The organism is Bradyrhizobium ganzhouense, assembly GCF_049949285.1.
GTDB classification, from domain to species: Bacteria; Pseudomonadota; Alphaproteobacteria; order Rhizobiales; family Xanthobacteraceae; genus Bradyrhizobium; species Bradyrhizobium ganzhouense.
Map to the genome: position 1 here is coordinate 8,147,070 of NZ_CP181318.1, position 26,299 is coordinate 8,173,368.

Sequence of the window (26,299 nt, forward strand, 5' to 3'; positions counted from 1 at the left end):
CTTGCGGTCGATGATTAGGATCCCCCAGTTGATGGACAATGCAGGTGCTCGATCACATTTTGAGATTTATGACGCTTGGCACCGTCATAGTTGGCAGTATTGCCATCTACGCCGCGCTGCACACCAACAACAGGCGCGTGGGAGCTGACATTTTCCTCAAATATTCCGACCGGATCTCCGACTTGAGGCGCAACCTCCCGATAGCCGCTTTCGTTGAAAGCGACGCACCTTGCGACTTGGACATGACACCAGAAGAGCGTCGAGCAGCGCATGAAATCATCTACTCAATCTACGAGCTTTATGAGCTTAAGGTGCATGGCTTCCTTCCATCGGCGATCTGGAAGATAAGAGAGCCCGATATTGAAAGAACTCTCTCTCTTCCGTCCTTTCGTCAAGAATTAGCTGCTTTAGACGGTAGATTTATTAGGCACCCACGCTTTGCGAGCTGGCTCGAAGAGCTCCGGCGAGGATAGGCCGGCTTACGAGCACGGAATCAAGTCGGCTCGCTGAGAATTCCGCAAGCGTGCACATTCTCCTTACGAGCGCATCCCAAAGCGAGAAGTACAGGCGTTGATGGTTCGGAATTGCGCGAGCTGATGAACAGCCACATAGCTTCCGCTGCTTTTGAAGAATTTGCGGGGATTTGGCAGCGTTTACTCAGGCATCCGAGCTGCGCGGTCTATTTTCAACGAGCCTGCATGCTTTGCAGACGGCCTTGAGAGCCCCTTCGACTGCTCTCTTCACATGACCGAAACACGAGAGGTTCAGCGATGCACTTCGATCCAGTCCTATTGTCTCGCATCCAGTTCGCCTGGGTCATCGCCTGGCACATCCTGCTGCCTGCGTTCACCGTCGGAGCGGCGTCCTTTATCGCCGTCCTCGAGGGCTTGGCTCTCGCGACCGGACGCGAAGTCTATGTCCGCACCTCGACATTCTGGATCAAGATCTTCGCGATCGCATTCGGTATGGGCGTCGTGACCGGCATCATCATGCCATTTCAGTTCGGCACCAACTGGAGCCGCTACGCGTCCGCAGCCGGCCAGGTCCTCTCGCCGCTGTTTGCATATGAGGGCCTGACCGCTTTCTTCCTGGAGGCCGGCTTCCTCGGTGTCCTGCTGTTCGGCCGCAAGCTGGTGCCGTCGTGGGCGCACTTCTTCGCGGCACTCATGGTGGCGATCGGCACGCTGTTTTCCACGTTCTGGATCTTGTCCGCCAACAGCTGGATGCAAACGCCGGCCGGCTACGAGATCGTCAATGGCCAGTTTATTCCGACAGACTGGATCAAGGTGATTTTCAATCCGTCATTTCCTTATCGGCTGGCGCATACGGCGTTCGCATTCTTCACGACAACGGGCTTTGTCGTCCTCGGCGTGGGCGCTTACCTGCTCAGGCGCAATCGATCCGTCCAGGAAGCGCGCATCATGTTTTCGATGGCGCTATGGGCGTTGACCGTGTTGGTGCCGCTGCAGATGGTGATTGGCGATATGCACGGCCTCAACACCCGCAAATATCAGCCCGCGAAACTCGCGGCCATTGAAGCCAAGTGGGATACCGGCAAGGGCGTGCCGCTGACGCTCTTTGCGATCCCCGATGACAAGGCCGAGCACAACAAGTTCGCCATCGAGATTCCTTATCTCGGAAGCCTTATCCTGACGCACGATCTCCATGGCGAGGTGAAGGGTTTGAAGGACTTCCCCGCCGATCAACGTCCGCCGGTTGCTATCCCCTTCTTTGCCTTCCGCGCGATGGTTGGATGCGCGGGGTTGATGCTGGCGCTCGTGCTTCTGGGCGGCTGGCTGCGGTGGCGTGGGCAGCTCTACGACACTCGGCTGTACCTGCTGGCATGCCAGTGTGCGATTCCGCTCGGCTTTATTGCGGTCATCGCCGGATGGTTCGTGACCGAGGTCGGCCGGCAGCCGTGGACGATCTATGGGCTCTTGCACACGGCAGCCTCGGTGTCGCCGTCTCTCACAAGCCATGACGTGACGCTGTCGCTGTTTGCTTACATGGCTGTCTATCTACTGATTTACCCCACGGGCCTCATCATGCTGCTTCGGCTCGTTCGCAACGGCCCGGTTGAGACCAGCGAATCGGCTCCCGCAATCGAGGCTGGTCTGCCTGGGGCGCCAGTCCTGGCCCCCGCAATCAACGTCGTGAAAGGAAACGTGTGATGACCCAGGTGCTCGATTTGGTTCCGATCTGGACGGTGATCCTGGCGGCGGCCATATTCTTCTATGTGCTGCTCGATGGCTTCGATCTCGGCGTGGGGATGCTCTTTGGCCTGGCGCCCGACAAGCGTTCCCGCAACACCATCATGAACTCGATTGCGCCGATCTGGGACGGCAACGAGACTTGGCTAGTGTTTGGTGGCCTTGGTCTTCTCGCGGCCTTCCCGACCGCCTTCGCGGTGATTATTCCGGCGGTGTATTTCCCCATCCTGGTGATGCTGCTTGCGCTGGTATTCCGGGGCGTTGCGTTCGAATTCCGGTTTCGCGACACTGAAAACAAGACGTTCTGGGACCGTGCATTCTGCTACGGATCCGCCATCGCCACGTTCGCGCAAGGCGTCGTGCTTGGCGCATTCGTCCAGGGTTTTCCGGTGCGCGATGGGCAATTCGCGGGAACGTCGTTTGCGTTTCTCACGCCATTCTCCGTTCTGACCGGCGTCGCCCTGATGTTCGGATACGGCCTTCTCGGCGCGGGTTGGCTTATCCTGAAAACCGAAGGTGACATTCAGGCCGCGGCGCGTCGCCAAGGCCGCATCTGCCTCATCGGTGTCGTGACCGCGATCGCCATCGTCAGCATCTGGACACCAATCATGGTCCCCGCAGTGGCAGCGCGCTGGTTTAGCTGGCCCAACATCGCGCTGTTCGCGCCAGTGCCCGTACTGTCCGGCGTGATTGCGCTCGGAACTTGGCGATCACTCGGCGGCAAAGCCGAGACGGCACCATTTTTCGGTGCCATCGGCCTCTTTGTCCTCTCTTACGTTGGCATGGCGATCAGCCTATATCCGATGATTGTGCCCTACCAGCTGACGCTGTGGGAGGCTGCCTCGTCGCCGCGCACCCAGGCCTTCCTTCTAGTCGGAACGCTGTTCCTCGTTCCCGTCATCCTGACCTATTCGAGCTGGTCGTATTGGGTCTTCCGCGGAAAGGTGCGGGCCGAGGTGGGGTATGAGTAATCGCCTCACGCCAACCTTCTAGATCAAGCGGGAGCGCCTATCACAGGGAAGGGTGCAGCGACGTGGATCCGAGCTTTCCTATTGAAAGGCGCCCAATGCAAGATCGATCCAAGTTGGCTGAATCGGTTCTCGAACAGCTCGTTGATGCTGTCATTTGCGCAGACCGCTCGGGAGCGATCATTCGGTGGAATCGAGCTTCGGTGGCCCTATTTGGCTATTCGTCGGACGAGGCGCTAGGCCGGAGTCTCGATCTGATTGTTCCCGAGCACCTGCGAGTCCGTCACTGGAGCGGCTTCGACACCGCCGTATCAACGGGCGGCACGAAGCTTCAAGGCCGCCCTACTCTGACGCGCGCGGTACACAAAAGCGGGCGTAAACTGTACGTCGAGATGAGCTTTGCGATCATCCGAGACGATGCCGATGGCAAGTTGCTGGGCGCGGTTGCGATGGCGCGGGACGTAACAGAGCGCGTTGAGCTAGAACGCTCTGAGCGGTTTCGATGACGACGAGGCGGCCGTCATCCTGTCCGCCGCCTTGGGTCCGATGAACGAGACCATGGCCGACGAGAAAGCCGCTGCGCGCAAGTGGTGCCGTGGCTCTGCGACTACAGCCGACCACTCACAAGGTCCTGGTTGCAGGTCAGAACCCTGGCGGGCTCACCAGAGCACCCAATTAGTGATTATCCCTGACTTGGTCCGCCGCTTCACTGTCAGGCCCGTCCACGCTTCTCTGGACATCAATCCAAGGACGCCCCCCGCCTGCCTTCGATAGATTTTTCTTGATCTCCCGGTGCGCACGTCGTGCACACGCCACCGTCTAAGAGATTGATAAACCTGAACTCGCTCCAATCCATCATTGGAGACGTTGAGCTAACCCAGCCCAACAAGAGTGACCAAGCAGTCTCCGCATTGCGCGAAGAGTGAGCTGCCAATCCCTCAAACCCGACCTTTCTGCACGCCGTAGTACACCACAATGCGCTGTTCGCGGAAGCGCGATAGTTTTCAGACCTCAATCAGGCTTAAGTGACGACGCGACCGGGAAGAAATGAAATAGACGCTCCAAACCAAGCCAAACCGCGCGATGACAACCGGCTCCCCTACTCCCACTCTATCATTTCGAACGACGTTTCGTCGTTGATTTTGCAACACAAATCTTCAAATCTGACGGGACAAATTCCGACGGTATAGCTTCAGCAACCGAGCTCCAACTCGGTCCCACTACCGAACGAGCATTTTCTTGATGCCGGTCAGTCCGACGCGAAGGAACGGATCTGAGTGGATGTAGAAATACCGCACACCCTGTTCGAGCCAGGACGGCAATTCGTCTGAGGTCACGAGAGTACCGGCGACCCTGCCGGAGGCGCGGATCTTCTTCACTGCAAACGCTCATCTGGACGATCTTAGGCTTCGGCTAGATCAAAGAAGCGAAAAGCGAATTCAGAACAGGTCGGAAATATTTGGCTTCCATATTTGCCTGTCCGGCCTGCGACGGGTGCGTCCCGTCGGGATATAGCGTCTGATTCGATGCAGCGGAGTCCGGCCCCCAAGTCTGATCAATCGCCCAATCAACGATGAAATCGCACTTGCCTTCGCTAGGAAAGAGTCGCAACGCTTGATCTGCAATCGCTCTATGAGCGTTGAACTGAGCGTCGTTGCGCGGGTTGTGAGTCGAGATACCCATTTTGACTAGCTTTTGCGAGGATGCGATCGCGGCTCGGAAGTCGGCTAGATAGTCTGAATAGCTCGAAAGCCAGACGATAGGATCGACGGTGAGCAGGTCATTCTGCCCACCCTGTATGAAAAGGATGTTTGGCCCGTCCGTCAGCGCAGCTATCACCGCGGCCTGTCGCGCAATCATGTCCCGCAGAGTGGCCCCATCAGTCGCGAAGGATTGCTGAACGGTTTGCTCGCTGGCGTGGGGCAGATAGAGCGTATGATACGAAATCGTTCCCGCTCCGCCATTGTCGACGCTGGAGCTCGAACCATCCACGATGAGATGCCTAACGGAGGCCATGATTGAGTTTCTCTCGATTTCGGTACCGGGTGCACATTTTGCTCTGTCGATGGGTCGCGGTCCGCACATCAAACAGACTTCTGTTCCGGTTTTTCTGTTTGGTTAGGCAGTACACATGACAAGACCCAACCTTCGCCTCGCGATATTACGTTAGATCAACCCTACCGCCAGTATTTCGAGTCAGAGCCGAATTCGATTCCGGTAGGGGCGATTGTGAAGGCCAGAACGCCATGGGCATGTCCGCTCACGGGAGCTCGCCATTTTATTTTTGCGAGCTAATCCCGCGCGTCATCTTGCTGGTATTTGTGCTGGTATCGGCAGCGGCTGACGGAAAAAATAACTTTAAATTCATATGGTTAAGGGAATAGGCGACAGCCGGCCAGGGGCACCAAGCTGAAAATGCAAGTAATAACAATAACTTACGGCGCTGGTTCGATTCCTGATTTTTTCGCGTCGCATTGAAAGCACACGTAGAAATTCGCGGCAGGCGTCCGTTTTGTTGGTATTTTTGCTGGTATCGGGGGAACAACGTTCAGGACGAATTTCGCTATTCCCGAACGATGGAATTGAGCAGATGGCCCGCAAGAACGATGGCGCGAGCGCCAATCCGATCACGTCGACTGCCACAACTCCTGTGATGGGGCTAAGAGCCTGAGCTGGCTGTTGCGGATCTTGCATGCGAGTTTTCCGGCGCATGATCTACGCTTCCCGAGCGGCCCGTGAACGAAAAACAAGTTTCGTCGACATATCCTGCTCAAGGGCGTAACCCCGACTTTTCGCCATCTCGCATATGTTGCTGAATTAGATAGTGCTTCCTGGTACTGGCGCAAAACCCAGAATTAATCGAGCTCATCGAGCAGCATTTTCGCCTGTCGCAGATCAAGCGTCTCCAAGCCCTCCTGAAACCAATCATACACGCCGACGAGTAGTTCACGGGCTCTGGCGCGCTCGCCTCGACCGCGCCAGAGCCGCGCCAGACTCATGGCTGCCCGAAGCTCCCAGGACTTTGCCCGCTGCTTCCGTGCCACCTCGAGTGCGCGCTCGAAATGCGTTTCCGCTCTGTTGATATCCCGCTCGGGCGCAAGCAATGCCATTTCCCCGGCGATACGTCGAACATCAGATTCGCACCACGTTTCGCCGGTTCGTTCAATCGCCGTCAAAGCTTCAGCCATCCGTCGCTCCGCCTCGTCGAACCGGCCCAGTTCCGCCAGTGATTTTGCCATATGCGCTACATACCAGGGCACAAAGACGATCGAGCCACTCGATTGCCAGGCCGCTATGCCCGACGGGATCGCATTGATCGCATCCGAGGCATCGCCGGTCAGTGCCTGTATAGCCCCACGGTGCATCATGCCTCCTCCTCTCCATTGCGCGGCGTTCTTCTCTGTCGCCATCGGTACAAGCTCGTCGAGCTGTGCATCGGCGGCTCGGTAGTCCCCGCAGTGGATAAAGGCATAAGATGTGAAATAGAGCGAATACATCAGTGGCACACCCTGCCCCACTTCGCGCGCTTCTGCGACTGCACGTTTCGCATCCGATAGTGCAGCTTCGGGATATCCAAGCATCCAGCGGATCCACGAGCGATAGCAGAGCGCGGCAACCCGGATGTCCTGACCGAATCGAGCCGAAAGCTGACGATGTTCAGCAGGCTTGTAAGACGCGATAGCGCGATTGAATTGCGTGAGCGCCTCTCCAAGATTTCCAATCGTCGCCTGAGACACGCCAACGAGGCGTTGTCCCAGCATCTGCAGGGTCGCTTCATTCTGCGCTTCGGCACGCTCGAGGAATTGTGCCGCGAGCTCTGTAACGGTGCTCGCGTGAAAACCGTTGAAGTTCGCCACCCAGAAGCTGTAGAGCACAGAAAACAGCAGAAATGGATCTTCAGGAGCCTCGCCACGCGCTGCAGCTTGCTCGATAAGCGTCCGAGCGCGCAGCGCGGCTGCCTTCGTTTCTGGCGCGCCGTAGCCCCGGAAGTGCATCAGCGGGGTGACCAGTGCAGTCTGCAGCCTGATTTCCTCTCGTCTGAGGTCTGGCGTCGACGGCAACGATGCGATCAAAGTCAGGGCTCGATCAAGTTGCTCTGCAGCTTCAGGCAAAGCCGCGCGTTCCAACGATCGTTGTCCGGCCCTCGCCCACAGTTTGGCGGCCTTCTCGATCAGTCCTGCGTCGGTGCAGTGGCGCGCCAATAGCTCAGGCTGGCGCTCCACGATGTCGGCAAATCGGCCCTCGAGCGCTTTGACAATCTTTTTGTGCAACGCGCGGCGGTGTTCGCGCAACAAGGTGCTGTAAGCCGCGTCCTGCACCAGCGCGTGCTTGAAGAGGTAGTGTGCGTGTGGGGGGACACCCTGACGGAACAACAAACCGGCACTAATGAGCCGCTGCAGAGCGCTATCAAGGTCTGCCGGCGGCTTGCGGGCCACCGCCTCGATCAGCGTATGCGAGAATTCGCGGCCAATCGCCGATCCAATTTGCGCAAGCTCCTTTGCGGAACCAAGTCGGTCGAGACGCGCCATCAACGAGGCGTGAAGCGTTGCGGGAATTTCGAGTTTCGGTGACGGGATCGCAGCCGTTGTTCGTCGCGCGTCTTCCTCGTTCTCCGCCTCCAGTATCGCCTTGGTTATCTCCTCGATGAACAATGGAATGCCATCGGTCCGATCGATCAGGTCTTCGCGGATATCCGGTGAAAGAAATTTGTTGCCGACAATTCGGTCAATGATGGCATCGATGTCGCGCCGACCGAGCCGATTGATGGTAACGGCGGTCATATGCGGATGACCTATCCAGGGCGGTTCGAATTCCGGCCGGAAGGTTATGACGAGCAGAACACGAAGTGCCTCGATTCGATCTACGATGCGGCCAACCAGCTCGAGACTGGTCGGATCAGTCCAATGAGCATCTTCGAAGATCATCAACACAGGCGTGGACCGCGAGAGCGCCTCGATTTGATTGAGAAGCGCCTCGAGGGTCTTTTGTCGACGCTGCTGCGGGTCAAAGGTCAGCGCCGGGTAGCGACCGTCGTTCGAAAGAGACAGCATTTCGGCCAGCAATGCTGAATCAATTGGCGAAGTCGCGCTGCGCAAAAGCAGCGCATCAAACCTGTCGAGCTTTGTCTTTATGGTGTCGTCATGTTTTAATCCAGCCGCGCGCTCAAAGTGACCGATAACTGGTGACAGCGCACTGTTGGTGCGCTGCGGCGAACAGAAGCAGCGTAGCCGTGCATGCGGTTCCTTGCTGACTTCTTCCAGCAACGCTGCGGTCAGACGGGATTTGCCGATGCCGGGCTCACCGCAGACCAACACGATCTGACCTTCTCCATCCTTTGCTCTCGACCAGCGCCGCAACAATAATTGCGATTCCTCGTCCCTTCCGACAAGCGAGGTGAGGTCGCTGCGGTGAAATGCTTCGAACCGACCTTCCACGGACGTTGGTCGAAGCGCAGCCCAAACCTGGACCGCACCACCAATGCCCTTCAATTCCTGAAGTCCGAGATCTCTTAGTTCGAACAGATTGCCGAGAAGCTGTCTCGTGGCGTCCGCGATCACGACCATGTCCGGCTCGGCGAGTCCTTGCAGCCGAGCAGCAAGGTTCGGTGTCTCGCCCACAATGCCGCGTTCCTGCGCCTGCCCCGATCCAACCAGATCACCGACCACAACCAGACCCGTGGCAATGCCTACGCGGGTCTGCAGCGGCGTGTCGGTCTTCAATTTCTTGACTTCTGAGACCAGCTCCAATCCGGATTGTACGGCCCTTTCGGCATCATCCTCGTGAGCTTGGGGATAACCAAAATAGACCAGCACGCCGTCGCCCATATATTTTGCGACGAAGCCCCCGAAGCGCTGAACGGCTTCGGTCACGCATTTCTGGTACGCCGTAATCAGCTGGCGCAGGTCTTCCGGGTCCATTCGGGTCGATAATGCAGTTGAGCCCACCAAGTCACTAAAGAGCACCGTGATTTGCCGTCGCTCGCCATCGTCCACAGCCGTCGCTGCGGACGCGTAGCTCTCCGATTCCTTTGGAAGCGCGGCGATGGCAGCGAGCAGCTTGATCCGCGCTCCAAGCGGAAGACCGAGTTCGCGGAGATGATCTTGTGTCAGATGCGGCAGTACCGTCTCGTCGATCCCATTGTCGCGAAACGCAGCCTCAAAACGTTCCAGATTCTGGCTGCGTAGCAAGGTCCCGAGGTCCATAACAGGATCCCAACTGCTTACACTTGTGAGGGTATGCTGAGTCCAAATTGCTGCTGGATCACCGATCTTGGCTATGCAGAATCGGCAAATTCCTGGTCGTCACGCTTTTCATCTTGCCGGATTTGCATAGGCGGATATCAATCCATGGTGCTTCTAACTCCCGATCAAGACTGGCTCTTTCAAGGCTAACGGCGATAGACCGCCACCGTCCAAGCGCAAATTGGAGGCCTTTTCCGGTGAAAAACGTGACTCTCGCTCTCCAGGGAGGTGGGGCGCATGGCGCCTTTGTCTGGGGCGTGGTCGACCGCCTGCTCGAGGATAGCCGCCTTGGAATTGAGGCGATCAGCGCCACGAGCGCCGGTGCGATGAATGCGGTTACCCTTGCGTCGGGAATGGCAGCGGGCGGCCCCGAGGCGGCACGGAAGAAGCTGCATGACTTCTGGCGGGAAGTCTCACAAATGGATTTGATTTACGATCTGTACTCCCCCTTGAACCAATGGATTCAGGCGTTGAAATTGCCGCCGGAGTACCATCCGTTTCACGCCGCTCTCCACTTCCTGACCCATACCCTTCCGCCGACGCTGTTGAATCCACTCAACGTCAATCCCCTCAAAGACCTGCTTTTGACAGCGGTCGATTTTGAACAGCTCAATCAGTCGCCTCGGGCACCACAGCTCTTTCTCAATGCAACGAATGTCCGCACTGGAAAACTCAAGGTTTTCCAGACGCCGCACATCACCGTCGACGCCGTGCTCGCGTCGGCGTGCCTCCCGCCTTATTTCCAGGCGGTCGAAATCGACGGAGAGCACTATTGGGACGGCGGTTACCTCGGAAACCCCGCGATCTATCCGCTGATCTATCGAAAAGGCGCCAAGGACATCATCATCGCTCAGGTGACGGCCATCAGGCGCGACGAACTGCCGACAAGTGCTGCGGATGTCCTGCACCGGATTACCGAGATCAGCTTCAACTCATCGCTGATGCGGGAAATGCGCGCAATCGCATTCGCGACAAGATTGATCGACAGTGGCGAACTGGACGCGACCAAACACCGTCGCATGTTCATGCACTGGATCGGCAATGACCGCCTCATGTCCGAGCTTGGTACTGCGACGCAGTTTCATCCGGAGTGGGGCCTGCTATGTCAATTGCGAGATGCAGGCCGGGAGACCGCCGGCGGCTGGCTCGATCAAAACTTCGAACATCTCGGCTCACGCTCGACGGTCGATCTCGCAGAGATGTTTCTGTGATGTTGCGGACCGACAGCGACGAGCCGCCGTGTCTGCATCGTCGCGTCCGTGCGACGGATCTGGGGACACAAGATTGCCAGCACACCAGCTCAGTCGACTATGCAGATCCGCAAACCTCGATGTTCGTCGCGCCCGTTTTGGGAGCGCTCGGACTAAGGCACTAAGCCCGCTACCGGGTATCAAACAACTTGCGATGCCGGACCCTTGACACAGATCAAGACACGCGATTCTACGATAGTAGAAATCGAACGTGTTGATGAGAGGTAGCATCGGGCGTATGCTGCTATCTAGATGCCGATGTTAGCTGCGGCGCGTCGGCGGGCGATCGTTTCCTGCAAAGTCGCAGGTGCAACATCAAAAAGAAGCAGCGCGCACTCTCTGCCTCGGGGGAGACAGAATGCCCTGGAATCAGGTCCTCAACTTTAGTGACCCGTCGGAATGTGGTATTCAGAGTGGTCACGTTGAAGTATTTCCGACAGCAAGAGGAGCATTTCGCGCCGAAGTCGGTCAAATTGGGATGAATCGGCTTTGGATGTCGACGTACCACGTGACACTGCCAGTTATTTCCACGTTCGCTATCAGGCCCGATCGCCGAGCGATCACTTTTCTCACGGAATCAAACTCGGCAGCGATGCAGCTCTGCGGCGTCGAACTATCGCCGCGTGATATTGTTATCCAATACCCCGGTGTCGCTCACTTTCGATGCGGGGCTGACGTTCGGAGTGGAGGAATGTCTCTTCCGGCGAACGAGCTTAACGCCATAACGGAAGCGATTGTCGGCCGCGAACTGCCAGAGAATCTTTCGACGCGCATCGCGCGACCAAACCCGGCTTTGATGTCTCGCCTGCTGAAGCTGCACAAGACCGTCGCGCAACTTGCCTATGATACACCGGACATCCTTGAACAGGCGGAAGTGCGCCGTGCGCTCGAAGAGCAGACGATTCATGTGATGGTGAGATGCCTTGTTGAAGGTGCCGGTATCGGGACCACGACGGGCGCCCGCCGCCACAGCGCGATCATGGTCCGGTTCGAGGCGCTCCTGGACGCGAATCCCGACCGTCCCCTTTATCTCACCGAGATCTGCTCTGCCATAGGAGCCGCAGAACGCACCCTTCGCGCCGCTTGCGAGGAGCACCTGGGCATGGGACCGGTTCGTTATCTGACGTTGCGCCGGATGCACCTGGTGCGCCGCGCATTGTTGCGCGCTGATCCTTTGCATTCGACCGTCACTCGCATTGTAACGGACCATGGCTTTTGGGAGCTTGGACGGTTTTCAGTTGCCTACCGCACGCTGTTTGGGGAGGCGCCGTCAGAGACATTGAGGCGTGCTGAGCCGGCCGCAATCAACCTCAATCGTCCATCATCGCTGCCCGTCGCTCGAACTCGCGCTTTCCACTGAGGCCGAAACCACCCTGCCCGAACAGCACAGTCCAGCCTGGCGCATTACGCCATCCAACGAATTCAAGGCTCGTTTGCGCGGGTGATCGGGTCAACCGAGAACAAATTTTCAGCGTGCACGCCCTGCACAACATCTTCGCAGCGAAATTTGCCGAAGCTGCATAGCGCGTCAAAATAAATCCCGCTCAATTTATGGCTGAACATCCGGGAGGACCGCCTATGAAACCCACGGCGCTTGCACGTATCGCGCTTACGTCAACAACACTCACCCTGATTTCTGCGGCAGTTCACGTCCCCACAACCGCCTTTGCTCAAAGCGAGCCGGTCATCTACCTAAACCAGGCTTGGTCGCAGGACGATCGGGATTGGTACTATCATTTCTCGCAAGGGTCGGCCGTCCTCTCCTACGACATTTTTCTGAACCTGGAGGTCGCCGGCGGCCAGGAGCTATTCCGGTCCGATGCGAACAGCACGCGCTATGGCCTACTTCCCGCGCCCGCGAGCAAGTACAATCCGGATGCGTTGCCAATTGGCGTCAGCAAGACCACGGTTGCGACCCAGGTGGGAGCCTGGCCGGCCGGAGAATACGCCGGGCTAACCTGCGCGGCTTGCCACGAAGATGAGCTGCATTACAAGGGTAAGCGCATTCGGATCGAGGGCGGGATCAACCACGCGTTCGATTTTCAGGCCTACAACAGAGCGCTGGACGATGCGCTTCAGTCGACCTTGACCGACGCGGCCAAAATCGACCGTCTTGCCGGCCGGGTTGGAGCGACGAGCGCCGAGGCCAAGGACCGACTTCGCCAGCGAGCCCAGACCGAAGCCGCGCGCGTGCATGAATACCTCACTCGGTCCGCGGCCACGCCTTACCCTTGGGGGCCTGGGCGGATGGATGCTCTCACATTGATCGTGAACCGTGTGACGGCAATTCTACCCGGCATTCCCCAGAATTCATCGATAGGGATCGCGCCGGTCAAGCCGCCTTTCCTCTGGAATACGCCGCAAGGCGAGTGGGCGCAGTGGGCCGCCTTTGCCCAAGATCCATTTGGTCGCAACTTCGGCGAGTCGGTAGGCGTGTACTTGCCCATTGACCTGAGTTCCGGAACGCCCGCCGAAGGGTTGTTTCAATCGAGCGCGGCGATTTCCGAACTCGCGCGAGCGGAGAATCAACTGGAGCGGCTGGCACCGCCAAGCTGGCCGGAGGAAGTGTTCGGCAGGATCGATCGCGAAAAGGCCAAGGCAGGCAAGGCGCTATTCACGGAACATTGCTCGAGCTGCCACAACGCCTGGCCTTACCGATGGACCGAACCGAACAAGTACGGGAAGCGCTTTATCTTGGTGGGACTGGTCCCACAGACCTACGTCGGCACCGATACCGCGCAGCCCGAAGCGCTCAGGCCGCTTGCCCTTACGGGCGAGCTAAGCAAATTCTTTCCGCCAGAGTTCCGAGGCAAAGAATTCTTGCCCCCGATGGTCTTCTGGGGCTTGCTTCAAGGGGCGGTTGTGGAAACCGCGATTTCAAAACTCAATCTTAGCGAAGAGCAGAAGCTCAACCTGCATGGTTATCGCGAGTTGCCGCCTCCGCCGTTCCCGGACCACGTCTGGAAGGCAGCGCCGCGCGACGGCGTGTGGGCCACAGCCCCATTCCTGCACAACGGGTCTGTGCCAAACCTCTACGAAATGCTGATGCCGGCTGCCGAGCGGACGAAGAAGTTTTGGCTTGGCGGCGACTTTAACCCTGTAAAGGTTGGGCTTGATACCACGGCTACATCGGGGATCTTTCTGATGGATACCACGTTGCTTGGTAACTCGAATCAGGGTCATTCCTTTCAGAATGGACCGCGCGGCAACGGGGTTGTTGGTCCGCTCCTGACCGACGATCAGCGATGGGCGCTCGTCGAATATCTGAAGTCCATCCCGGAGGAACCTGGTCGCGTCGCGCCGTTCGGCGGTCCGCCGGAAAAGCCTTGATCCCTACGTCATGATCGAGGGCATGGCCGGCTCGGCAATGTCCCCGATCTGAGACTTGAGCGCGGCGACAAGGGATCATGCCATGTCCGACCACATCGATGGGCCAAGACAGATCGGCGACCCTTCTGCCGACCTCACCGATCTGTTCGCTTTCACCTCCCCGGAAAATCCGGCGCGCATGGTGTTAGCGGCGTGTGTTTTTCCCTCCGCCGGCACAACTGCGATGTTCTCCAACGCTGTCGACTACACGTTCGCGATACGTCGGGTGACCGTGGCCGGCCTGGGAGATGCCGCGAAGTTTGAGCCTGGCGAAGAGGAAATTCGGTTCAGCTGCCGTTTCGACAATATCAAGCGCGGCACTGCCGCGGCCAACCCGGTTCAGGGCGGAACGTGCACTCTTCCCGACGGTCGAACCCTCCCCGTTGTCGTGAATGACGAAAAAGGCACGTCAACGTCGGACGGTGTCTTCCGCGTATTCGCAGCATTGCGTTCAGACCCGTTTTACCTGGCGTGGCTTATTCCGGGCGTAAGGAAGGGACCCAACCTGCTCTTGCACGACAACGTGCTTAGCATCGTCATCGAGTTCGATGCCGCCCGCGTGCTTGATCCGGGCAGAGGCTCGCTATTCGGCGTGATCGCCGAAACGGTCCCCCTAAGACCAGATGTTATCGGGCAGAAGCCACCTCGGATCGATTGGGTCGGCAGGCCGGAACAGACCAACATCCGTCTCGGCAACAGTGAGGCCGGACCGGTTGATCTGCGCGACCTCTGGAATCAACAGACACCGTTTGCAATTGCTGCCGACCTCGAACCTGTGTTCCGTGAGCGCCTGAAGGCGAGTTTAGCGAATTGGGACATGCGCGACGGCGTGGCGGACTGGACCCCCGCCGCTCTGGCCGCCAACGTGAATGTCTTTCTCGACGATTTCCTTTTGTTCGATGTTGCCAAGCCGATGACAGATACCAGTCATCTCGAGATCGAAAAGAGCGCCATTAGCGGACGAACTCATCAGACCGGAGGCGGACGCACGGTCAATGCAAACGTCATCGACATTCTGATGACGTGGCTGATCAACCGAGACCGGGAGTTCATCCAAGGTGGGGCGACCGCGGCGACGAAACCGGGCACCAATGCCTTTCCCTATCTGGCGGCACCAAATACCGAGTCGCAGATGGTCGCCGTCAGCGTCGATCTTGCCGCGCCGCCGGATGCAATCTGGGCACTGATTGGAGGGTTCGATCCGAGCTGGCATCCGCTGGTCGCGACGGTTGAGATGACCGGATCGGGCGTCGGACAATTGCGCACGATCGAGACGATCGATGGCAAGCGGATCATCGAGCGCCTGGATGAGATTGATCCATCCGGCCGGTTCTATCATTATACCAGCCTCAGCGGCATTCCGGCTTCGAACTATACCGGCTCGCTCCAGGTCAAGCCCAAAGGCGACGGCAGCGTTGTCGAATGGCGTTCGCAATTTTTGCCGGATAACCAACCGGATATCGTCGTGAAGGCGATCGTTTCCGCGCTGCTCAAGACGGGGCTTGACAGCCTGAAGCAGCGATTTGGAGCCTCAAAGTGAGGATCATTGCGGAACTCGATTGCGTTATCCCGCCGATGACCGACGGCGAGATCGCTATCATAAATCTGGAAAGCGCGCGTAGGCGATCCTGGAGCAAGTTCTTCGAGAATCCGACGCGGGATAACGTTGCCGAGACAGTTGTCGAACACGAGCAACTTACGTTGCGGTTCGTCGGCGATCTCCTCGCCCTTGATCGGGTCGATCTGTTGGCTGCCCAGCTCGTTCAAGTGGACGCGGCCTCAGCGCGAGCGATGTTGATCCGGGCCCAGGTAGCATCGATGGCGCATCGCTTTTCCGAAGCCAGAGAATATCTTGCGCAAGCCGAAATCGGCCGCACGCCGACAGCGGACGTTGATCGCCTGCGATTGAGCATCGATCAGGCGTGCGGCTCGAATCTCGACAATTTGCTGGATGCTAGGCGCAGGATTGCGCACGAGAGCCACGCGCTGGAGGATCTTGTTGCCCTTGGGTCTCTGTTAGCCGATCTTCGCGACTTCACCGCCGCTGACCGGGCTTACAAAGAGGCATTGCGGGCCTACCAGGACGTGTCGCCATTTCCCGTTGCCGGAGTTTGTTTTCAACTCGGCGTGCTTTGGGGCGAACTGGCGCCGGAGCCTGATTATTGCACAGCGGCCCAATGGTATCGGCGGGCGATCGCGGTCCTGCCGATGTACACAAAGGCCCGTGTGCATTTGGCCGAGATTTATTCCTCAGACGGCAGTCTGGACGACGCAGAAGCATTACTTCGACCGATTGTTACGGTTGGCGATCCGGAGGTCGATTGGCGCCTTGCCGACATCCTGGCCGCTCAAGGCAAGATTGAAGAATCCGAAGCGCGCATGGAAGCGGCCCGCTTCGGCTTTGACTCGCTTCTCGAACGACATCCGCTCGCGTTCGCGGACCACGGCGCCGAGTTTTATGCCGGGCGCGGAGACGATCGTCGCAGGGCTCTTCAGCTGGCGCGGATCAATGCCGAAAATCGGCCTACGCTGCGTGCGCTTGAACAAGTCCGCAACATTGCTACCTCTGCCGACGATACGGGATCCGCCTTCGAACTTCCGTCCGTGGCCACCAAGCGGTAAGCCCTTTTTCCGCATTTCCATTATCGATCCTGCAAAGACATTGATTGAAAGCTCTTGAAGGGGAAGCGCATGATAATAGATCGCAGGACTTTTGTCGCGGGCGCGACGTCTATCGCTCTTGCGCCGGCGCTTGATCTGCTGCCAGTGCCACTTGCAACTCCTGAAGCACCCGCAGGCCCGCTCGTTTTGATGATCGACGGATGGAATGTACCGAACGAAATCAGCGCCGCCGACGCAGTATGGATCAGCATCGGCCGCTCATGGCGAACGGCTTGGCGATGATTTTTACTGGAGTGCTGTGACCTGATCCTGCCGAATTTGCATAGCGTGTCACCGGTAGTGGTGATGCAGTCTGCGCCGGACTGTCTCAGCCGTAGGAGGACACTATGGGATGGTTTGATCGCCTGTTCGGAAGAACCCCGGAACCGGCCAACATATTTGCCAGATTCAAAAGGAAAGTCACGCGGGCACCCACTGACCCTGATCTTCTGAAGATTGCCAAGGATCGAAAGGGGCGCATTTCACGGAGGGCCGTGCGCGATGAGTATAATCGGCTGCTCCTCGAGAAGTATGCCCACGATAAGGCGTGATTTCTAACCCCACCTGGTGGGCTACAGCCAACGCGCCCAAACGGACTACACCGTGAAGGCTGCCGGAAGTGCATAGCGAGGCGGGTCGACTTCGATCAAACTCTCCCGACGAGCCCCTCGATACATTCTGGGGAGCAAAGCTATGAAGACCGCCGTCCTGGCAAGCATTCTGCTTTATCCGGGTCGTCTATGTGCGACAATCTTTAAAGCTATCGGCCTCGTGCTGGCCTTGATGCTCGGCTTCGCCCAAGGAGCCGTCGCACAACAAGATCCGGTGACAGCGATCGACATCGCTCTCGAACCCGGCGTGACGATGATTCTGTACGCGAAGGACGCCAACGCTCGTCTGCTCAAGTCTTTCCCGAAAGGCTTTACTCTGGATGAGACGCACCATCCACACGTCACAATGTTGCAGCAGTTCGTCCGCACAGACGACCTCGACAAGGTATTTGCGGCGGCGAACGCGGTTCTGGCCAAAGCGAAGCCGGCGGCATGGACGCTGAAGGCTTTCAAGTATTACTACATCCCCTCTCCGCCAATCGGCCTCGCGGGGATCTTAGTCGAACCGACTGAAGACTTGCATCGGCTGCAGGATGAACTCATCAAGGCCGTTGAGCCCTATACGGTCGAGACCGGAACCCCGGCGGCGTTCTTCAGCGACGAGGACGGACGCGACATTCAAAAATTCCTAATCGAGTACGTCGCCAATTTCGTCGCAAACGCGGCGGGAAACCAGTTCAATCCGCAAGTGACGATCGGCGTCGGGACGGAAACCTTTTTGAACGAGATGTTGGCCGAGCCGTTCGAGACGTTCACATTTTCGGCGACTGGCGCATCGGTCTATCAGCTTGGCAGCTTTGGCATAGCTCGGAAGGAACTCAAGGCGTTACCGCTGACGCCCTAGAGCCGGCCCTTCACTGCGATACTCGACGACGAGGCGAAGAAGGACGATTGGACAGTCATCAGCATGAAGAACGACTGGAAGCGCGCCCCGGTGCCTTCCGTTGGCACAATTGGAAGTTCGCCTAGTCAACAGCCATCTTCCATCCAACATCGAAGTTCCGAAACCGCATAGTCGAAAGTTGCCAATTGCACAATGCTGTCTCCATCGGTGAGGCCTTCAACCGGTCGCAAGAACTGTCCGTCGGCGCGACAGGGCGGGAAAATGGCGGATGGCAGTACGCAAACCTTTACGGATCCGGACGGCTACGCGGCCGCCATCGGCGACGCCAGCCTCAACCTGACTTTGACAGGTGCAGGAGCTTTCAGAGCTGAGCTCACCTCGCTGCAACTGCAACATCTGAAAATCTATCGATGTTGCGAAAGTCTTCCGCGCATTGGCTATATCTCCCTCTCCCCCAAACTGACTTTCCTGTCGTTTCCCATCAACGCGATGTCCGCTACATTCAATGGATCGTCGGTTCAAATCGGCGACATCATTTTTCACGGCCCGGGCGAGCATGTGCATCAACGGTTCAACGGTGGATGCCAATGGGGTCTGATCGCGCTGTCGGCAAAACACTTCGCTGACTGCAGCGAAGCATTGCTCGGAAGATCGTTCGTGTCATCCGGGATCAGCAAGGTCGTTCGCCCTCCTCGAAGGGAAAAAGTCAGATTTCAGCATCTGTTCAGGCAAGCCTGTCATCTCGCAGAAGCCCGAAGGAAAATAGCCGAATTGCCTGAGGTTGCGAGAGCGCTGGAACAAGACATGCTTCACGCGATCGTTCATTGCCTCGCAGGAGGCATCGCGGGCGAGGCACTTAAGGCCAGAAACCATCACGCCGCTGTCATGGTGCGTTTCGAGGAAGCGCTGAGCAAACTTGCTGATGGCCGGCCCAACATGTCCAGGCTTTGCGCGGAGATCGGCGTGGCCGAGCGAACTCTACGGATGTGTTGCGCCGAATTTCTTGGCATGAGCCCTACGCGCTACGTTCTGCTGCAACGCCTGAACAAAGCCCGTGCCGCGCTACAGCGAGCTAGCCCCTCGACAGCGAGCGTCGCGGAGATCGCCCGGGACCATCAATTTCTAGAGCTCGGCCGCTTTGCGGTAACCTATCGTATCACCTTTGGTGAATCGCCTTCCGTCACGCTGCAGCGGGATACTCGAACCTGAGCAGAATTTGCCGAAAGTGCATAGTACCCGACCTGCCATTCGGCCAATTTACCGCCCGACTTTGAAGAGGGCCGGTCGATGAAAACCGCTGTGCTAGAAGCGAAGGCGCCACCGATTCCAAGGAATGTGCTTTCGCCCGACGCAGCGATGGCCGGAAATGCAATTTACGTCGCCCGATTGTCCGGGTGTGATACGGGAATTGCGGTTCGCGTCGCGGTTTGCGCCCTATTGGTGACGGGAGCCTTTGTCCCGTCTTCCCGTGCACAGCAAACATCCACTCCTGTTCCAGTCGGGGTCGTCAAGGCCGAACGCAAGCCGGTAACCCCTTCGCTCGATTTCGTTGGGCGCGTCGATGCGATCAATCGGGTCGAGATCAAGGCGCGGGTAACCGGCTTCCTTGAAGCGGTCTTGTTCAAGGAAGGCGATGCGGTCAACGAAGGCGCCCCGCTCTACCGCATCGAAAAGGGGCTGTTCCAGGACGCGGTCCAGCAGGCAGAAGGTGCGCTCGAGCGCAGCAAGGCTGCAAAAGAGCTGAGTGCGGTGCAACTGCAGCGCGCCCAGGAGCTGCTCGACAAGAACGCCGGCACAGTGGTGGCACGCGATCAACAGAAGGCCGCTGACGACCAGGCGGCGGGTCAAATCACCTCGGACGAAGCCAGCCTCTCAACCGCCAAGATCAATCTCGGTTACACCGATATCGTGTCGCCGATCGCCGGCAAGGCCAGCAAAACGAACATAACCAAAGGAAACCTCGTCGGTCCAGACACGGGCACGCTGACCACGATCGTCAGCCAGGATCCGATGTATGTGACTTTCCCCGTCAGCCAGCGCGATTTTCTGAGAGCGCGCGAGACCGGGACCAAGCTCGACGTCGGCGCTATCAAGGCAAGTCTTCGTTTCGCCGATGGGACGATCTACGACCAAACGGGACGGATCAACTTCGTCGATGTGACGGTCGATCGCACGACAGATACGGTGCTGGTGCGCGCCACTTTCCCGAATCCCGCCTCCGGCCTCATCGACGGTCAGTTCGTCCGGGTGCGGGTGGATCTGGAAGGCGGCAGCGTCAAGGAGCAAATCGTGGTGCCGCAGGCAGCCCTCATTGCCGATCAGGAGGGTGTCTACGTGTTCGTCGTGGAGGGCGGCAAGGCGATCGTGAAACGGGTCAAGCCTCTGAGGGAAGTTGGCGCCGGCGTCGCTGTCGAGTCCGCGCTCAACGGCGATGAGGAGGTCATCGTGCAGGGGCTCCAGGCCGTGCACCCCGGTGGGCCAGTGCGCGCCACCCCGCTTCAGCCGGTCCTCAACCAAGGGGGATGAGACCATGCTGTCTGCCATCTTCGTCGATCGGCCGCGGCTTGCGATCGTCATCGCTATCGTCACGACGATCGCAGGTGCGCTCGCGCTCTATTCCATCCCTATCGCGCAGTATCCCGACATCGTGCCGCCGCAGGTATCGGTGACGACCTTTTATCCCGGCGCCAACAGCGCTGTCGTCGACCAGACGGTCGCCCAACCCATTGAGGCACAGGTCGTCGGCGTCGACAAGATGATCTACATGAAGAGCGTCAGCGGCGACGATGGCAGCTACACGCTCATCGTCTCCTTTGAGCTTGGCACCAATCCCGACATCAACACCGTCAACGTGAACAACCGGGTGCAGATCGCACTCTCCGGCTTGCCGCAAACTGTGCAGCAGCAGGGCGTCACGGTGAAGAAGAAGTCGTCCGCCCTGCTCGGCGTGATCGCGCTGTACTCGCCAAAACACACGCACGATTCGTTGTTTCTGTCCAACTACGTCACCATCAATATGCTCGACCCGATCAGGAGCACGCCGGGTGTCGGGGACGCGGGCCTGTGGGGTCCGCAGGACTACTCCATGCGCGCCTGGGTACGAACCGATCGGCTGACCGGCCTTAACCTGACGACCGGGGACATCATCAGTGCGATCAAGGCGCAGAACATCCAGGCGGCCGTCGGGCGGATCGGCGCACGACCCATCTCAGACGATCAGCAGCTCCAGCTTAACATTCAGACTCAAGGTCGGCTGGCGTCACCGAAGGAATTCGAGAACATCGTCGTGCGCACCAATCCGGACGGATCGGTACTGCGCCTGGGCGACGTGGCACGAGTCGAGTTGGGCGCAGCAAATCTCGACCGCAGTACCCGCTTCAACGGCGGGCCAGCAGCAGCCATTGCGATGTACCAGAGCCCCGGCGCAAATGCGATCGCCACGTTGGCGGCCGTGCGCGCCAAGATCGAGGAATTGCAGAAGCGTTTTCCCGAGGATCTGGACTGGAAAGTCACCTATGACCCGACCGTTTTTGTGACCGACACCATCCACGAGGTGCTGAAGACACTGTTCGAGGCCTTCATCCTCGTGGTGATCGTGGTCTACCTTTTTCTCGGCAGCGTGCGCGCAACTCTCATTCCGACCATCGCTGTACCGGTCAGCCTGATCGGCGCATTCATCGTGTTGCTCGCCGTCGGCTATTCCGCAAATTCCGTCTCGCTGCTTGCGGTCGTGCTCGCGATCGGCATTGTGGTCGACGACGCCATCGTCGTGGTCGAAAATGTCGAGCGGGTGATGGAGGAGCATCCCGAGCTGTCGCCCGCCGAGGCGACCAAGCGCGCGATGGCTGATATCACCGCTCCGATCATCGCCATCACCATGGTGCTGCTCTCGGTGTTCGTGCCGGTGGCTTTTATTCCGGGCATCTCCGGCGAATTGTTCCGACAGTTTGCCGTCACTGTCGCGGTGTCGATGTTCCTCTCGGCGATCAACGCGCTCACCCTCTCCCCGGCGCTGGCGGGCGTGCTGCTGCGGCCGTATCATGGGCCGCGCCGTGGTCCGATCGGCTATGTGATGCGCGGGATTGACCGCGTGCGTGATCTCTACGGCGCAGCCGTAGCCCGCCTCGTACGCCTGTCGATCATCGGACTCATTATGGTCGCGGTTGCCGGTGCTGGTGTGGTCGGTTTGGAAAGAATCACGCCCACCGGTTTCCTGCCGGAGGATGACCAGGGGGCGCTGTTCGTGGTCGTCCAGTTGCCGGGCGGTTCGTCCGTCGCGCGGACAGCTGGCGTGATCCAGCAAGCCGAGGCGATCCTCAAGGAGGACGCAGCTGTCGCTGACTACACCTCGGTGATCGGTTTGAACTTCATCGACAACTATTCTGCATCCAACGCTGCGTTCATTGTCGTGACGCTGAAGCCGTTCGATGTGCGCAAGAAGGACCGGTCGCTGGGCGTGGCGGCGCTGATTCCGCGCTTGGGCTCGCAATTCCGTCAGATCAGCGAGGGAGTGGTCGTACCTCTGGCGCCGCCCCCGATCATCGGGCTCGGTACCGGAGGCGGCTTCGCCTACGTTCTGGAAGACCTGCGCGGTGGTACCCCGACGGCGATGGCGCAGGTTCTGCGCGGCCTCGTCGTAGCGGCGAACCAGGATCCGCAACTGAACCGCGTCTTCAGCACGTTTTCGGCCACCAATCCGTCGGTCTACCTCGATATCGACCGCGACAAGGTCGAGATCCTTGGAGTGCAGTTGAGCGATGTCTTCCAGGCTCTGCAGGCGTCACTGGGCGGCATCTACGTGAACGATTTCAATCTGTTCGGGCGGCGATGGCAGGTCAATGTCCAGGCCGAGGCATCTGACCGGGCCAGCATTGACGATATTTATCGCATCAACGTCAGGAACGCCGAAGGCAAGATGATTCCGCTTCGAAGCCTGGCGGAAGCGCGTGTCGCGGTCGGACCACCGGCGCTGATCCGTTACAACAATCTTCGCGCCGTGACCGTTCAAGGAGGGCCCGCTACCGGCATCTCGTCCGGACAGGCGCTGAAGGCTATGGAAGCCGTGGCCGCCAAAACATTACCTCCCGGCTACGCCGGAGAATGGACCGACACGGCATTTCAGGAGAAACGCGCCGAGGGTAAGACAGGGATTATCCTCGGATTTGCGGTGCTGTTTGCCTATCTGTTCCTGGTCGGTTTGTACGAAAGCTGGACGATTCCAGTACCCGTGCTGCTATCGGTTTCGATCGGCGTTCTCGGCTCTTTCATTGCCATGGCCTGGAGTGGCCTCACCCTCGATCTCTACGCGCAAATCGGCATGGTGGTGCTGATCGGCCTTGCCGCCAAGAACGGCATTCTGATTGTCGAATTTGCGAAGGAGCAGCGTGAAAAGGGGGTCCCGTTGCTCGAGGCTGCCACTGAGGGCTCGCGGCTGCGATTCCGCCCAGTGATGATGACGTCGTTTGCCTTCATCCTCGGACTGTTGCCGTTGGTCGTGGCGACAGGCGCTTCCGAGCTTGCGCGTCGTGATGTCGGCACCCCGGTGTTCGGCGGGATGATTCTTGCGTCTTTCATCGGCATCTTCGCAATCCCGCCACTCTACGTGACGTTCCAAGCGGCACGCGAACGGCTACGGCCAGGATCCCGACCGCCCGCAGGCAAGCCAGCGCCCGGACAAGCGGACGGTGATCCGGCTGGTCGCGAAGCAGCCGTCGGATCCGACAGGCACTGACCCCTTAGCCTCGCCGGTATTTCGAGTTGGAGCCGGGTTCGATGCCGATCGGCGCGATCGTCGAGACCGGAATGTCGTGGGGCGTGTGCTGGCGGGGAGCCTCTGCTTTTTTTGCCAGCCAATACCAAGCGTCAACCTGTTGGTATTTCTGTTGGTATCGGCAGCAGCCCGCAACGAAAAACATCTAAAATTCAAATTGTTATGACAATAATCGATTGTCGGCCAGGGGCACCACGCAAAATACACGCGCAATATCAATAACTTAGATCGCCGGTTCGATTCCTGATTTCTCAAAGAATTTGGGCGCTGCATTTGAAACCATTAGTAAAAGTTCGCGAAAGCGTCCGCCGCAGCTGATCGATTTGCTCGTATTTTTGCTGGTATCTAAGAGGCAAACGTTGACGGCGAATTTCACGATTCCCGAACGAGGGAATTGAGTAGATGGCTCGCAAGAACGATGGCGCGAGCGCCAAGACCATCATCAATCTCATCCGGCAACAGCGTAAGAAACTTGAGGTGGCGTGCTCGAATCAGTTGAAGGTCGCAAGCCGTTCACGGGCAAGATCGACAAGGCGATCCTCGAACAGCTTTAGTTTTCGCGCTGCTGAAGCCTCGCCGCCTGTCCATGTCTTGAGTCTGTCTTGATCGATTCCCGATCCGCAGCAACGCCGTCATTTTTGAATGAGCTAGTCTGCAGCGGTGGTGCGAGGAATAAGGCGCCGTTTGTGCGCGCGATCAAGGACGCGTTCGGAGCGAGGCTGCGGGAGCGGGTGAAGCGCGCGCGAAGCTAAAGCTTGTGCTTGCCGAGCCATGACCTGATCGAACGCCCGATCTCCGCGCCGGAATCCTCCTGGAGGAAATGCCGCCCCTTCACGGTAACCTCATCCTGATTTTTCCATCCGCGGCAAAACTCGCGGCGTGCGCCATGCAGGATCGCACCGGGATCGCCGTTGATGAACAATTTTGGAATCTCGTTCTCGGCCATCCATGCCGAATAGACGTCGACCATATCTACGATATGCAGCGGCTCGCCTTCGATCGGCAATTGTCGCGGCCATGACAATGTCGGCCAGCGATCCTCGCGCTTCAGGAACGGCTTGCGATATTCGGTCTTTTCCGGCTCCGACAGCCCGCGCAGAATCGAGCCAAACAACACGCGCTCGACAAACATGTTCTGATCCAGGATCATGTCTTCGCCCTTGTCCGAGCGGAAGCCCTGGAACAGCGGAATGGCGGTCGGGCTCCAGTCGTCCCACTTGGGGTACCGGCTGACGATCGCCTCCATATAGGCGATCCCCGCGACCCTGTTGGGATGGCTATAGGCCCAGTTGAATCCCAGCGCCGAACCCCAGTCGTGAATGACCAGCACGACCTTCTCGCGTGGTCCGACAAGCTCGTTGATCAGCGTCCAAAGATAGGTCCGGTGCGTCTCGAACGTGTAGGTCTTTGGGCCGGGATCAGGCAGTTTCTCGGACTCACCCATTCCGATCAGATCGGGCGCGATGAGGCGGCCACAGCCGCGAAGCTCGGCGATGACGTCTCGCCAGAGATAGGACGACGTGGGATTTCCGTGAAGGAAGACGATCGGAACGACCTGACCCTCATCATAATAGGCCATCCTCTTGCCGAGAATGTTGGCGGTCTTCTTGGGTAGCGCTGCATCACTCATGTGCTCACCTGTCGGATTCTAGTGCTTCGATGCCGTGCCCTTGCGGCGCGCCGCGGCGTTGTCCAAAACGGCCGACGCCATGTCCTTTGCCAGCATGAAAGGTGAAGTGTCCCCCAATGTGTGAGAAAGCGACAGCGCGCCTTGAAAAATCAGGTTGAGCTGTTTCGCGACACGTGCGGGCTCGGCGAAGCCTGCCTGCTTGCAAAGCTCGAGGAATTTCGCCTCCCCAAGCGACGCTGCGCATCGCCCGAGCGCGACGATATCCGCATCTTTTCCCGCATATTCCTGCGCGGCCTTCACGCCGAGGCAGCCGCGTGTCAGCATCCTGCCGGCGACCTTGCGCACATCGAAGAACGCGACGATCTGCTCCCGGGGGTCGCTGATATGTGCGACCGGACCGAAGAGCTGCTGCACGACGGCCTCGCCATAGAGCGTCAGCACGGCCTCGATCAGGTCTTCCTTCGACGGGAAATATTTGTAGAGCGTCCGCTTGGATATGCCGCTTCCGGCGAGTGCTGCTTCCATGCTCGTCGCGTGAAAGCCGCTCTCGTAGAACCGGCCGAACGCATATTTCACGATTTCGAGCTTCTTGCCTTCGAGCTCGACGTCTTCGCTCATCGCATCATCCTCACGAACCTGTGCGCCGCTGTCCCGGCGAATTCAATTGCCAATGTAAACGACATCGTTTACCTGTCAAGCCATGGTAAACGATATCGTTTACTCTTGCGACAACGACCGTGCCAC

The 26,299-nt window shown here is 58.5% G+C and carries 17 protein-coding genes and 1 pseudogene; 13 read left to right on the forward strand and 5 right to left on the reverse strand.

The features are described 5' to 3' along the window. Positions 1-38 precede the first annotated feature (38 nt). The 4 genes from ACLFLU_RS37955 (at position 39) to ACLFLU_RS37970 (ending at position 3,684) form a co-directional block, all read left to right on the forward strand. The gene (locus ACLFLU_RS37955) at positions 39-473 is read left to right on the forward strand and encodes a hypothetical protein (protein WP_426409739.1); all 435 of its coding nucleotides are present in this window, start codon (positions 39-41) and stop codon (positions 471-473) included. A 297-nt stretch (positions 474-770) separates the two neighbouring features. After that, positions 771-2,171 carry a cytochrome ubiquinol oxidase subunit I gene (locus ACLFLU_RS37960; RefSeq protein ID WP_426409740.1) on the forward strand — a complete coding sequence of 467 codons (1,401 nt, stop codon included), beginning with the start codon at positions 771-773 and terminating at the stop codon, positions 2,169-2,171. After that, positions 2,171-3,181, forward strand: a complete 1,011-nt coding sequence (gene cydB, locus ACLFLU_RS37965) for a cytochrome d ubiquinol oxidase subunit II (protein ID WP_426409741.1) — start codon at positions 2,171-2,173, stop codon at positions 3,179-3,181. The genes ACLFLU_RS37960 and cydB overlap by 1 nt, the downstream gene beginning before the upstream one ends. Before the next feature lie 95 nt (positions 3,182-3,276). Beyond that, on the forward strand, positions 3,277-3,684 hold the full coding sequence (locus ACLFLU_RS37970; RefSeq protein WP_426409742.1) for a PAS domain S-box protein: 408 nt from the start codon (positions 3,277-3,279) through the stop codon (positions 3,682-3,684). A gap of 714 nt (positions 3,685-4,398) precedes the next feature. Here the strand turns inward: ACLFLU_RS37970 and ACLFLU_RS37975 are convergent. From ACLFLU_RS37975 to ACLFLU_RS37985, 3 genes and pseudogenes are all read right to left on the reverse strand, one after another. Continuing rightward, a pseudogene (locus ACLFLU_RS37975) lies at positions 4,399-4,566 on the reverse strand (HpcH/HpaI aldolase family protein); the annotation flags it as partial. A 25-nt stretch (positions 4,567-4,591) separates the two neighbouring features. After that, the gene (locus ACLFLU_RS37980) at positions 4,592-5,194 is read right to left on the reverse strand and encodes an SGNH/GDSL hydrolase family protein (protein ID WP_426409743.1); all 603 of its coding nucleotides are present in this window, start codon (positions 5,192-5,194) and stop codon (positions 4,592-4,594) included. Positions 5,195-6,033: 839 nt separating this feature from the next. Next, positions 6,034-9,381, reverse strand: coding sequence for an AAA family ATPase (locus ACLFLU_RS37985; protein WP_426409744.1), 3,348 nt, complete (start codon positions 9,379-9,381; stop codon positions 6,034-6,036). Positions 9,382-9,617: 236 nt separating this feature from the next. On the opposite strand from ACLFLU_RS37985, the gene ACLFLU_RS37990 reads away from it, so the two are divergent. From ACLFLU_RS37990 to ACLFLU_RS38030, 9 genes are all read left to right on the forward strand, one after another. Then, positions 9,618-10,631, forward strand: a complete 1,014-nt coding sequence (locus tag ACLFLU_RS37990; protein WP_426409745.1) for a patatin-like phospholipase family protein — start codon at positions 9,618-9,620, stop codon at positions 10,629-10,631. A gap of 730 nt (positions 10,632-11,361) precedes the next feature. After that, positions 11,362-12,030 carry a helix-turn-helix domain-containing protein gene (locus tag ACLFLU_RS37995; protein WP_426409746.1) on the forward strand — a complete coding sequence of 223 codons (669 nt, stop codon included), beginning with the start codon at positions 11,362-11,364 and terminating at the stop codon, positions 12,028-12,030. Positions 12,031-12,248: 218 nt separating this feature from the next. Next, positions 12,249-14,000, forward strand: coding sequence for a di-heme-cytochrome C peroxidase (locus ACLFLU_RS38000; protein ID WP_426409747.1), 1,752 nt, complete (start codon positions 12,249-12,251; stop codon positions 13,998-14,000). 82 nt (positions 14,001-14,082) lie between these two features. Then, positions 14,083-15,579: a DUF4331 family protein gene (locus tag ACLFLU_RS38005; protein ID WP_426409748.1), complete on the forward strand. Its 1,497-nt coding sequence runs from the start codon at positions 14,083-14,085 to the stop codon at positions 15,577-15,579. Then, positions 15,576-16,661, forward strand: coding sequence for a hypothetical protein (locus ACLFLU_RS38010; RefSeq protein ID WP_426409749.1), 1,086 nt, complete (start codon positions 15,576-15,578; stop codon positions 16,659-16,661). The genes ACLFLU_RS38005 and ACLFLU_RS38010 overlap by 4 nt, the downstream gene beginning before the upstream one ends. Positions 16,662-17,393: 732 nt before the next feature. Next, positions 17,394-18,155: a hypothetical protein gene (locus ACLFLU_RS38015; RefSeq protein ID WP_426409750.1), complete on the forward strand. Its 762-nt coding sequence runs from the start codon at positions 17,394-17,396 to the stop codon at positions 18,153-18,155. Positions 18,156-18,416: 261 nt separating this feature from the next. Beyond that, entirely contained in the window at positions 18,417-19,364 is a 948-nt protein-coding gene (locus tag ACLFLU_RS38020; protein ID WP_426409751.1) for a helix-turn-helix domain-containing protein, read from the forward strand. A 78-nt stretch (positions 19,365-19,442) separates the two neighbouring features. Beyond that, a complete protein-coding gene (locus tag ACLFLU_RS38025) occupies positions 19,443-20,681 on the forward strand; it encodes an efflux RND transporter periplasmic adaptor subunit (RefSeq protein WP_426409752.1) in 1,239 nt (412 codons plus the stop codon). 4 nt (positions 20,682-20,685) lie between these two features. Further along, positions 20,686-23,886, forward strand: a complete 3,201-nt coding sequence (locus tag ACLFLU_RS38030; protein WP_426414159.1) for an efflux RND transporter permease subunit — start codon at positions 20,686-20,688, stop codon at positions 23,884-23,886. Between the two features lie 787 nt (positions 23,887-24,673). On the opposite strand, the gene ACLFLU_RS38035 is transcribed toward ACLFLU_RS38030, so the two are convergent. Together ACLFLU_RS38035 and ACLFLU_RS38040 are read right to left on the reverse strand one after the other, a co-directional pair. Next, positions 24,674-25,555, reverse strand: a complete 882-nt coding sequence (locus tag ACLFLU_RS38035) for a haloalkane dehalogenase (protein ID WP_426409753.1) — start codon at positions 25,553-25,555, stop codon at positions 24,674-24,676. An 18-nt stretch (positions 25,556-25,573) separates the two neighbouring features. After that, the gene (locus ACLFLU_RS38040; RefSeq protein WP_426409754.1) at positions 25,574-26,173 is read right to left on the reverse strand and encodes a TetR/AcrR family transcriptional regulator; all 600 of its coding nucleotides are present in this window, start codon (positions 26,171-26,173) and stop codon (positions 25,574-25,576) included. Positions 26,174-26,299 lie beyond the last annotated feature (126 nt).